This is a genomic window from Actinoplanes sp. G11-F43, from assembly GCF_050589265.1.
Classification (GTDB): Bacteria; Actinomycetota; Actinomycetes; order Mycobacteriales; family Micromonosporaceae; genus Actinoplanes.
In genome coordinates, this window is sequence record NZ_JBNZCE010000058.1 from 18,859 (window position 1) to 28,313 (window position 9,455).

The following is a 9,455-nucleotide window of genomic DNA, read 5'->3' on the forward strand; positions in this document are numbered from 1 at the left end:
GGCTAGAGTTGCCGGGTGATCGTCGAACAGGCCCGCTCGCGTTATGGCCCGGAAATCGCCATCGTGCTGTTGCTGTCACTAGGGCAGTCGGCGGTCTACGCCATCGTGTCGCTGACCGCGAAACTCACCGCCGACAAACCACTCGCCCAGCAGACCGCCACCCTCAACCCGACCGTGTCGCCACGGCCGTACCTCGACCTGACGTACCAGCTGCTCGGGATCTTCTTCGCGCTGATCCCGGTAGCCCTCGCGCTGTACCTGCTGACCCGGGACCGGATCTTCCCCCGGGACCTCGGCATCGACTACCGGCGGCCCGCCTACGACCTGGGATGGGGATCCGGCCTCGCCGCCGGCATCGGCCTCCCCGGACTGCTATTGGTGTACGTGGCACTCCAGCTCGGCATCAACGCGCAGATCCGGCCGTCCGGACTCGACGCGTACTGGTGGACCGTGCCCGTCCTCATCCTCTCCGCCATCCAGAACTCGGTGCTCGAAGAGGTCATCGTCGTCGGCTACCTGATCACGCGACTCCGGACGTACTCCCTCTCGGTCGTCTGGATCGTCGCGGTGTCCGCCGTACTCCGCGGCTCCTACCACCTCTACCAGGGCTTCGGCGGCTTCATCGGCAACGTGGTGATGGGGGTGGTGTTCGCGCTGTTCTACCTCAAGACCAAGCGGGTGATGCCGCTGATCGTCGCCCACGCGCTGCTCGACATCGTCGCCTTCGTCGGCTACGCGTCCCTGCCGGACTCCTGGCTCAGCTGGCTCTCCCTGTAGGTCAGCTGTTCTTTCGGTAAAAACGCCGGGCCCGCACCGCCACCGCCTCCGTCGTCGACCGGGCACCCAGCACCGCGGACAGCACACTCACGCCCGGCAGCCGCCGGTTGATCAGCCCGACCGCCAGCCACGTCACCACCGGCCCCGGCCCTGGACTGGCCAGTTTGAGCAGATCCTCCGCCCGCCCCGGGTCCTCCGGATCCACCCCGAACGCCGCAGCCAGGTGCAGGACCAGCTCCGCGTGCGACACCAGGACGCCGCCGGTCACCGCGATCGGTGTGTACGGGCCGGTCAGCGCACCCACAACGGCACGGATCTCGGCCGTCCGGGTGAACCGGTGCACCGCCAGCCGCGCCAATGCCTCGGCGGAGGCGGTCGGGTAGGCGGCCCTGGTCCGTGCCGCCCAGGCCGAGGCTCGGGGCCCGAACGTCCGAACCGCCGCCGTAGCGAGGATCTCCGGGGTCCGCGACGGCTCGGCCAACAGCTCCTCGGTCAGCGATTCGAAGCGCTCGACCGGATCTGGTGCCGGGGCCTGAACTGGTGCGATGGGGATGACCGTTGCGGTCTCGCTCTTCCTCTCCACCGCGGTCACCGCCTTCTTGGCCGCGGGGACGCTCTTCCGTGGCGGGGCGGCTTTCCGTGGAGCTGCGGCCTTCTTGGCCGGCCTCTCCGGCTTTTCCGGGCTCGTCGGCTTCTTCGGGATTTCCGCCCTCCCTTCCCCTCCCGAGCGCTCTGCCTCCTCCGTCTTGTCCGGGATATCCGGCATTACCGGCTTTTCCGGTGGGGTGGTCTTCCGGGCCCGCTTCGCTGGCGCCCGTTTCGCCGGCTTCTCTGTGGGCCGCACACTCGTCGGCCCCCCGGCGGGCTGAACATCCGCGGGCGGGCCGCCGGGCCTGTCGGGTCGCTGCGGCGGAACCTTCGGGGCCTCGCGACGCTCGGACGAGTGACCTTCGGCACTGCTGTCGACCTGGGGTGGCTGAAAGGTGACCGCCGGTGGCGACCCGCGACGCGCCGGTTCGGCATCGGCGGGCCCGTCGGAGGGCGTCTGCTCGGGCACGACAAACGGACTACGCGGATCCCGAGCCCGCGAAGCCTCCCGGCGCGTGTTCTCCTCCATCGCTCGCAGCGTAGTCGCACCCGCCACGTTTCGCCTGCTAGCGCCCTCCCGAGAACTTCCCCGGTGCGCCGAACGCCGACCTCTTTGTGCGGCCGTCGACCGGTCCGGTATTGTCAAGCCTCGGTGGCCCTCGGGACACCGGGGAGACTTCGCCTAGTCTGGTCTATGGCGCCGCACTGCTAATGCGGTTGGGGTTTTAAAGCCCCTCCCGGGTTCGAATCCCGGAGTCTCCGCGCAAAAGTCGGTGATGTAGGCTGACTGAGCAACAAGGCAAGCGCCCGTAGCTCAATGGATAGAGCATCTGACTACGGATCAGAAGGTTAGGGGTTCGAGTCCCTTCGGGCGCACAAACGATCAAGGCCGTGACCTGCGGAAACAAGGGTCACGGCCTTCTTCTTTCCCATTTTCGAGCCCGATCTTCCCACCTGGTGGGAGCGTGGCGATCGGATGGTGATCGCGTGTCGCCAACATGTTCATTCCATTGTGGATTTCGGAGGTGAGCTGGACTTTCGCTGCGCGAACTGTGGCCCTCACTGCAGCCCCGCCCGACTACTGTGCGTGATGCTCTTGAGGTAGTCGTCATCTGGGTCAGGGCTACCACGGGCACGCCGGCGCTTGACGCGGAGGCCCTCCCTGCCGTAAGAGTCGGAGCCGCGGTCCTTGGCCCGTTCCGCGGAGCGGCGGCTTCGCTCTCATCGTCGGCGCCCGTGGCGAGGGCGTACAGTTTGGCGCCGGTCAGGGTGGTCGTCTCGAAGAAGTCGGCAGCGATGATCGCGTGGGCCTGCGATCGCAGGAAGGTAGCCGAAGCGCTGCTGGCACGCTCGGGAACGGGATCGACACCGGCATTTTTCAGGATCTTCCAGACGGTGGACGCGGCGACTTTCACCCCGAGAACGAGCAGTTCGCCGTGGATTCTGCGGTATCCCCAGCCGGTGTTCTCGCGGGCCAGGCGCAGGACGAGCCGGCGGATGGACCGGATGGTGCAGGGCCGCCCGGCCCGCCGGGGTCGGGAACGGCGGGTGTGTCTGTGAGCGATCAGGGCGCGGTGCCACGGCGCAGCACGGTCTCCGGGCGTAGCAGTAGCCGTGGGTGGTTCAGCGCGGTGCGGGCAGTAGATGCAGCAAGCCGCTAGTCCCGCCCGATCCGCGGATGTGAACCCGACTCGGTCGCCGTGCAGGTGCCGTTCGACAACCAAGATCTGGTGCCGCAACGCCCAGGGTCTCGGCGTCCTTGTCGCGATCACTCATCGGCAGCAGCCGCAGCAGGCCCAAAGTGTTGGTCACGCCGCGGCAGACCAGTCGAAACAGCACACCCAACTGTCGCGCAGCGCTCGATGTCAAGCACTGCCGCGCCTCAGCCGGCCGGACCCGCGCCGGGAACCGGCCGCTGCTCCAAGGCCCAGTGATCGCATGGCCGTGGCCAGGGCGGATGACGCTTCAGCATGCACACGGTGGTAGGGCGCGGTTGTCGACGGTGAGGGGTTCGCCGTCGGTCGGTTGTTGCTTGCGTCGCCCGGCTTCACCAGTGTGACCAAATTCGGTTTCAACATATTGAAAGCACATGGTTATTAAGACCGATAGGTCTGATGTCAAGCGGTAAGTGCGACATGGGGGGGCACTCGATCGCACCTGGACCGCTACTCAGCGGATACCGCGGTCTGCTGGCCCAAGGTCATCCTCATTCCTCGAATCGCAAGAGAACAGCGGCGGCCTCGATGGGCCAGCCGCATTCGACGGAAGGTTGTAATGACAGGGAATGCATCACCGGCCGACGCGGGCAAACCTGACATCTTTCAGGTTCTCCGCAGGCGGGCCGCGATCAGTGCGGCCGCGACCACTGGTTTGACCATGCTGTTCACGCTGGCGGCGGCGCCGGCGTACGCACATGCACCGGCGTCGGAGCAGGGTGACATCGCGTCGGCTGTGGCGGCGGCGAAGAAGTCCGGTCAGCGAGTCAAGATCGCCGACGCGACCACGGAGACGTCGGAGTACTACGCCAACCCGGACGGCAAGATCACCGGGGTCATCTCTGCGGGCCAGGCCCGGTTCCGCCGGGACGGGTCGTGGGTGCCGGTGGACCTCACGCTGCAACGCCAGGCCGACGGCTCGGTGGCTCCGAAGGCGCACCCCAACAGTCTGCGGCTCTCCGGTGCCCGCGCCGGTGCCGCAGCGGATCTCGCGTCCATGGGGACCGGCCAGAACCAGGTTGCGATGGGCTGGCAAGGTGCTCTGCCGGAGCCGCGGCTGGAGGGCAACAAGGCCACCTACGCGGACGTACGGCCCGGCATCGACGTGGTGGTCCAGGCCACCGTGACCGGCTTCGAGCAGTTCACGGTCGTCAAATCCGCTACCGCCGCGAAGTACGTCAGCGAGATCAACCTGCCACTGAGCGGCGCGGGCGTCGCTTCGGTCGCCGAGGACGCGCGTGGCCGGGTACGGGTGCACGGCGCCGACGGCAAGCAGCGGGCCGAGATCCCGACGCCGATGATGTGGGACGCCCGGACGAACAAGCGCGGCGTGCCGAACCGCCGGCAGGTCACCACGGACGTCGTCACCGCGGCCACGCCGGCGGCGAACGCCCGCACGGCCGGTTCTCCGGCCACGACACTGTCGCTCAAGCCCGATCAGAAGTGGCTGACCAGCTCGGACACCGTCTACCCGGTGACCATCGACCCGTACGTCGACTGGTCGACCACCGCGGCCAGCACCACCGTGGTCGAGGGCTACCCGACCGACTGGCCCGACGCGGACTCGCTGTTCGTGGGCAGCTGGGACGGCGTGACCCGGACCCGGTCCTACATCACCTGGTGGGCCAACCGGCTGCAGGGCATGCACATCGACGCGGCCACGGCGTATTTCGCCAACCCGTACTCGAACTCGTGCACCCCGACACCGTTCGAGCTCTGGAGCACCAACGCGTTCACCGATGACACGTCGTGGACCAACCAGCCAACCTGGCAGTACAAGGAGACCACTGCGGCGGCCGAGACCGCGCGATACGACAGCGAGCACCACGTCTCGTTCTGTGACGACAGCTGGATCACCGCGGACGCCACCAGCTTCTTCCAGCGTGCCGCGAGTAACAACGTCGCCACGCCGACCATGGGCCTGCGCGCGGTCAACGAGACCGATGCCAGCCAGTACAAGCAGTTCTGGTCGCATAACTACAGCGATGCGTCGAAGTTCCCGTATGTCGAGGTGACCTACAGCCAGCCCACCACGCCGACGCCCGACGCCTTCAACCAGCTGCTGGCGCTCAACCCCGATCTGACCGCCGCCGAGCTCGAGGCGAGCATGCGCGAGGCCGCGACCATGACCGGCAACACCTACAACCAGGTCGTCATGAAGGCGCTGGTCGAGGCACAGAACCAGGCCGGTACCGCCACCGCGTCCAGTGCGACGACCAGCGGCAAGGTCAGCGCGCTGGGCAGCACCAACCCGACGTGCACCAAGCGTGATCTGGGCACCTCCCGGTTCCGTGGCGACATCTTCTGGTCCGCGGCCTCCACCTACGGCGTCGCGCACGGGCACATGGGCATCTTCTACCAGAAGAACGTCGTCGTCGAAGCCCGCGGGAAGGGCCAGCTCAGTGGCGACTTCAACGTCACCGGCCGCCAGTACTGCAAGAACATCGAGAAGATGGACGTCGACACCAGCATCACGACGCAGAACAAGGCCGCCGACTACGCCTACAACTCCCTGCGGAGCAAGAAGTACAACAGCAACTTCGCCTGGAACAAGGGCGGGGACATTAGCTCCCTGAACTGCTCGGAGCTGGTGTACAAGGCCTACAAGCGGTCAGTGAACATCGACCTCGACGGGGACGGCGGCATAGGTGTCTACCCCAACGACATCCGGAAGTCCAAGCTGACCCGGACCTACCAGACCATCACCTGATAGCCGGTCCAGTGATGCCGTTGGCGTAGCACCGACGCTACGTTCGGGGCCCGGGGAACACGCAAGCGTCCCCGGGCCCCTTGTCTCCGAGTAACGAGGGATAGCAATGTTGAACAAAACCGGACGTGCGGCTGCCGCCGCGTTCGCGGCGGCGATCGCCCTGGCCGGATGCACGTCGGGCTCCACATCACCGTCACAGCAATTCTTCGACGCCTCCGTACTTGCCGAGGGCGCCGCCAAACTCGACTCGACGGTTATGGCCTTCTTCGTCGGACCGCAGAACGACGAGATGTACACGGTGGTCGGAGAGGTTCACAAGCCGGGCTATGTGGTGCTCGTCAAGGCCGACGGCACATTCCATTCCATCGCCACCAAACGGATGGACATGATGAGGCCGGCCTGGTCCGAACACGGCCTGTACTTTGCCGACGAGGACAGCGACTACCGGCTGACCGCCTCCGGTCTGACGAAGTTCGCCAACGCCAAGGTCACCGCGCAGAACCTAGGATTCGCTCTGCCTGATGGCGGATCCGTAGGCGTCTACAACGGCGGCAACGGCAACGACGGCGGATACAACAACCAGATCGCCGTCACCACCAACACCGCCGCCCGAGTGTACGACGTTCAGGGCAACTACTTCACCGGCGCTCTCTGTGACGGTCAAGTGTTCGGACTGACCAACAACCCCGGCACCCATGCCGGCCAGGCACCGAAGTCCGCCGGCATGATCTCCGCCACCGACGACACTGCGGTTCCGCAGATGCTGGCCCGCCTGTACCCGGCCGATGGCGGCGAGAAGATCGTCGGATGGCGGCCTCAGTTCGGCAGCGGCACGCCAATCGGGCAGGTCCCTTGCCACGACGGCGTGATCAGCTTCCTGTCATGGGAAACTGACGCGGCCGGCCAGGAAACACCCAAGATCGTCTCCTGGAACACCGTCACCGGCGAACACCAGGAACACGGCCTGACCTTCGACGGCGCGGCGACCCAGCTGACGTTCGAGGACTTCGGCTACGTGGTGCAGGACTGGCGGGACGGGCGGTTGCACTGGGTTTACGCCGACGGCCGGGTCTTCGCCACCGATGCCGCCACGGGCAAGACGACGGCACTGTTCGACACTGGCCTCGGGACCGGACCGAGCCGTCCCACGCGGACGCTGTACGCGTTCTCCGATGGACAACTCCACGTCCTGAGCACACTGCCCGGCGGCGAGGGTAACATCAAGTACACCTCATTCGACCGCGGCAACGGCAACGTCACGCACGAGGTCTCCGTCCCCATCCCGAACACCGAGGTCAACATCTCCTACCTCAATCTGTCACATATGGCTGTCCCTGCCCATCCGTGACGCACGCGTCGCCCAACCAGCGACCGGCACCCGAATAGCGGACCCGTGACGCTGATGAGCCCACCACCAGCTCGGGACGGCCGCCAGGTAGAGGACAGGGCCGGCCCACGGAACGGCGCCGAACAGGTCGATGCCTTCGCTGGGCCGGTCCAGGATGCCGTGGGCCTATACGGCGTAGGCGCAGGCCAGAGCGAATCCGTATAGGCCGGCTACGCGTAGCCCGATCTCGGCCAGCCGGAGGTGGACGGGATCCACCTCAGCCGGCCAGCCTTTCTGGAGGCGTCACCAACTCGGGTAGACGTGTCTGCTACAGCAGTTTCAACCGAGCGGGCAGCTACAGGCTCGGCCACAGCAGTAGCGTGGCGCCATCGAGCCAGCGGCGCAGGTCAGCGTTGGCGGCGGCCTGGTTCAGCACCGTCTGGTACATCACTTGGCGGTTTCCTTGGTAGTCCAGGTCATAGGTGCTGTCTCCGGACCAGTCCAGCAACTGGTCCAGGGTCACCAGGCCGTTGGTTGGACCACGTAGCTCGGCCAGGCTCTCGGCAACGGTATAGCTGCGCTGGTCGACACACCGCGACCCCGCCGGAGCACCGCTCATCCTCGCCACGACCACACCTCCGCCAACCCGGGGGAACTTAAAACTTCGACCATACGCGGTTGGCGAGTCATTCCAGCGGAGCAGCTCAGTCCATGCGGCTACTGCGTCGCCGGGCTGCAACCGGGTTCCGCGGGCATCTGGTCCCAGTCACCCTGAGTCATGTTACTGAGGCGAGAATGCCGGCGATCACTCCTGCGAGCCGAGGAGGCGTGGCTCGCAGCGCGTGGCTCGTTGATCCCGTTCTCGACAGGAGAATCTGGCGCTGGTACGGCCTCGCCGTGGCCCAATCTTTCATTATATGAGACGGTAGCCTTGACGAGGTTTGAGTGGGGACTAGTAATATTAAATCGGTCCAAATCTGGGAGCGTTCCGGGCATCGCTCGGAAAATTTGCAACGGTCCTGAGCTCTTCTGATTGGGGCGCTGTCTACGGATCAGAAGGTTAGGGGTTCGAGTCCCTTCGGGCGCACAAAAGATCAAGGCCGTGACCTGCGGAAACAGCGGTCACGGCCTTTTGTTTCCCATTCTCAGGCCCGAAAATCCCATCTGGTGGGAGCGTGGTGATCGGATGGTGATCGCGTGTCGCCGACGTGCTCAGTCCATAATGGATTTCATCAATGAGCTGGACTTTCACCACGCGAACCGGGGCCGAACCGCATCCCGTCCCTATTGCTGTGCGTGACGCCTTTAGGGGAGTTGTCGTCTCGATCGGGCTACACGGACCGTGCAGGCCGGTGCGGAGGCCGGCGGGCAGCCCCTCGGCTGTACGGGACATCCATCTGCTCGCCCCACCGGTGAACATCCCCCGAGCCCTACTTGATCTCCAGCCGAGCGTGCACGCCAGCCTTGGCTAGCACGTCACACGCCGTAGCCGGATCTCGCCCGCCGACATCCAGATTTCCGGTCTGGATCCGGATTGGACGAACTCAGCCCCGGCGCTCCACTTTCGTCGGGCCGCCTGGGACGATGGACCGCACCACTTCACCGAAACGGTGAGACGGGGTTCTCCGACAGAGATACGCTTGGCGCGGCCGGGAACGTGAATTGCGGTGAGAATCATGGATGGTTAGAACCGCCAGCCGGCGCTTTCGATGCGTGTGAAACGACCCGCGAAAGCGCCGAACCGCCCCCGTTGAGGTTCAACAGAGACGGCTCGCCGCAGTTTCTCGCGCGAACTCGCCAGGCTCGGACCTGGTCAACGGCTCGGTGGCCGTCGCCCCGCGGTCACCAGGGGGAGTACGCCCAGCCCAACGGGTTCTGGAAGTAGGAGATCGACACGATGCCGACACGGCCGCCGGCGCTGGTCGAGTACACACGGCCGTTACCGAGGCTGATAGCCACGTGCCCGGCCGCGCTAGTGTTGTAGAACACGAGACTTCCCCGCGGCGCGTTGGTGTAGGTCTGCTGTTGCGACCGCGCGTTCCAGTTCGCGCGAGCGGTGGCGTACCGGCCACTTGTACCGAACGCGTTCTCGACCGCCAGCTCACACTTGCCCTCGAGATCGGTGCGGCCGTTGTTGTTATAGAACCACTGGATGGCGCGCTCACCAGAACTCTTGATGTGCCAGACGGCGCCAGCGCCGTACATGACGAGGTTCCCGTCGTCCTGCATGATCAGACGATCCCCGCCCCGGTTCTGCGTGTTGGTGGTGAACAGCACCCCCGCATCTGAGTACATGACGAGGTTGCCGTCACTCTGCATGACCAGCCGGGCGTGCGGG

6 protein-coding genes and 2 tRNA genes are annotated in these 9,455 nt (G+C 65.8%); 5 read left to right on the forward strand and 3 right to left on the reverse strand.

What is annotated here, in order from left to right; translation table 11 throughout:
* Nucleotides 1-15: 15 nt before the first annotated feature.
* On the forward strand, nucleotides 16-777 hold the full coding sequence (locus tag ACQ0O7_RS42385; RefSeq protein ID WP_430791579.1) for a CPBP family intramembrane glutamic endopeptidase: 762 nt from the start codon (nucleotides 16-18) through the stop codon (nucleotides 775-777).
* Nucleotide 778: 1 nt separating this feature from the next.
* Here the strand turns inward: ACQ0O7_RS42385 and ACQ0O7_RS42390 are convergent, their stop codons facing one another.
* The gene (locus ACQ0O7_RS42390; RefSeq protein WP_430791580.1) at nucleotides 779-1,360 is read right to left on the reverse strand and encodes a hypothetical protein; all 582 of its coding nucleotides are present in this window, start codon (nucleotides 1,358-1,360) and stop codon (nucleotides 779-781) included.
* 676 nt (nucleotides 1,361-2,036) lie between these two features.
* On the opposite strand from ACQ0O7_RS42390, the gene ACQ0O7_RS42395 reads away from it, so the two are divergent.
* The 4 genes from ACQ0O7_RS42395 to ACQ0O7_RS42410 all read left to right on the forward strand — a co-directional run bounded on the left by ACQ0O7_RS42395 (nucleotide 2,037) and on the right by ACQ0O7_RS42410 (nucleotide 7,138).
* Nucleotides 2,037-2,127, forward strand: a tRNA-Ser gene (locus tag ACQ0O7_RS42395).
* 41 nt (nucleotides 2,128-2,168) lie between these two features.
* Nucleotides 2,169-2,241: transfer RNA gene (locus ACQ0O7_RS42400), tRNA-Arg, on the forward strand.
* Between the two features lie 1,500 nt (nucleotides 2,242-3,741).
* Nucleotides 3,742-5,790, forward strand: a complete 2,049-nt coding sequence (locus ACQ0O7_RS42405; RefSeq protein WP_430791581.1) for a hypothetical protein — start codon at nucleotides 3,742-3,744, stop codon at nucleotides 5,788-5,790.
* 106 nt (nucleotides 5,791-5,896) lie between these two features.
* Nucleotides 5,897-7,138: a hypothetical protein gene (locus tag ACQ0O7_RS42410; RefSeq protein ID WP_430791582.1), complete on the forward strand. Its 1,242-nt coding sequence runs from the start codon at nucleotides 5,897-5,899 to the stop codon at nucleotides 7,136-7,138.
* A 334-nt stretch (nucleotides 7,139-7,472) separates the two neighbouring features.
* Here the strand turns inward: ACQ0O7_RS42410 and ACQ0O7_RS42415 are convergent, their stop codons facing one another.
* Complete coding sequence (locus ACQ0O7_RS42415) at nucleotides 7,473-7,745, reverse strand: hypothetical protein (RefSeq protein ID WP_430791583.1); 273 nt, start codon at nucleotides 7,743-7,745, stop codon at nucleotides 7,473-7,475.
* 1,214 nt (nucleotides 7,746-8,959) lie between these two features.
* Nucleotides 8,960-9,455, reverse strand: a 496-nt coding sequence (locus tag ACQ0O7_RS42420) for an NlpC/P60 family protein (protein WP_430791584.1), incomplete at its 5' end; no start/stop codon positions are given.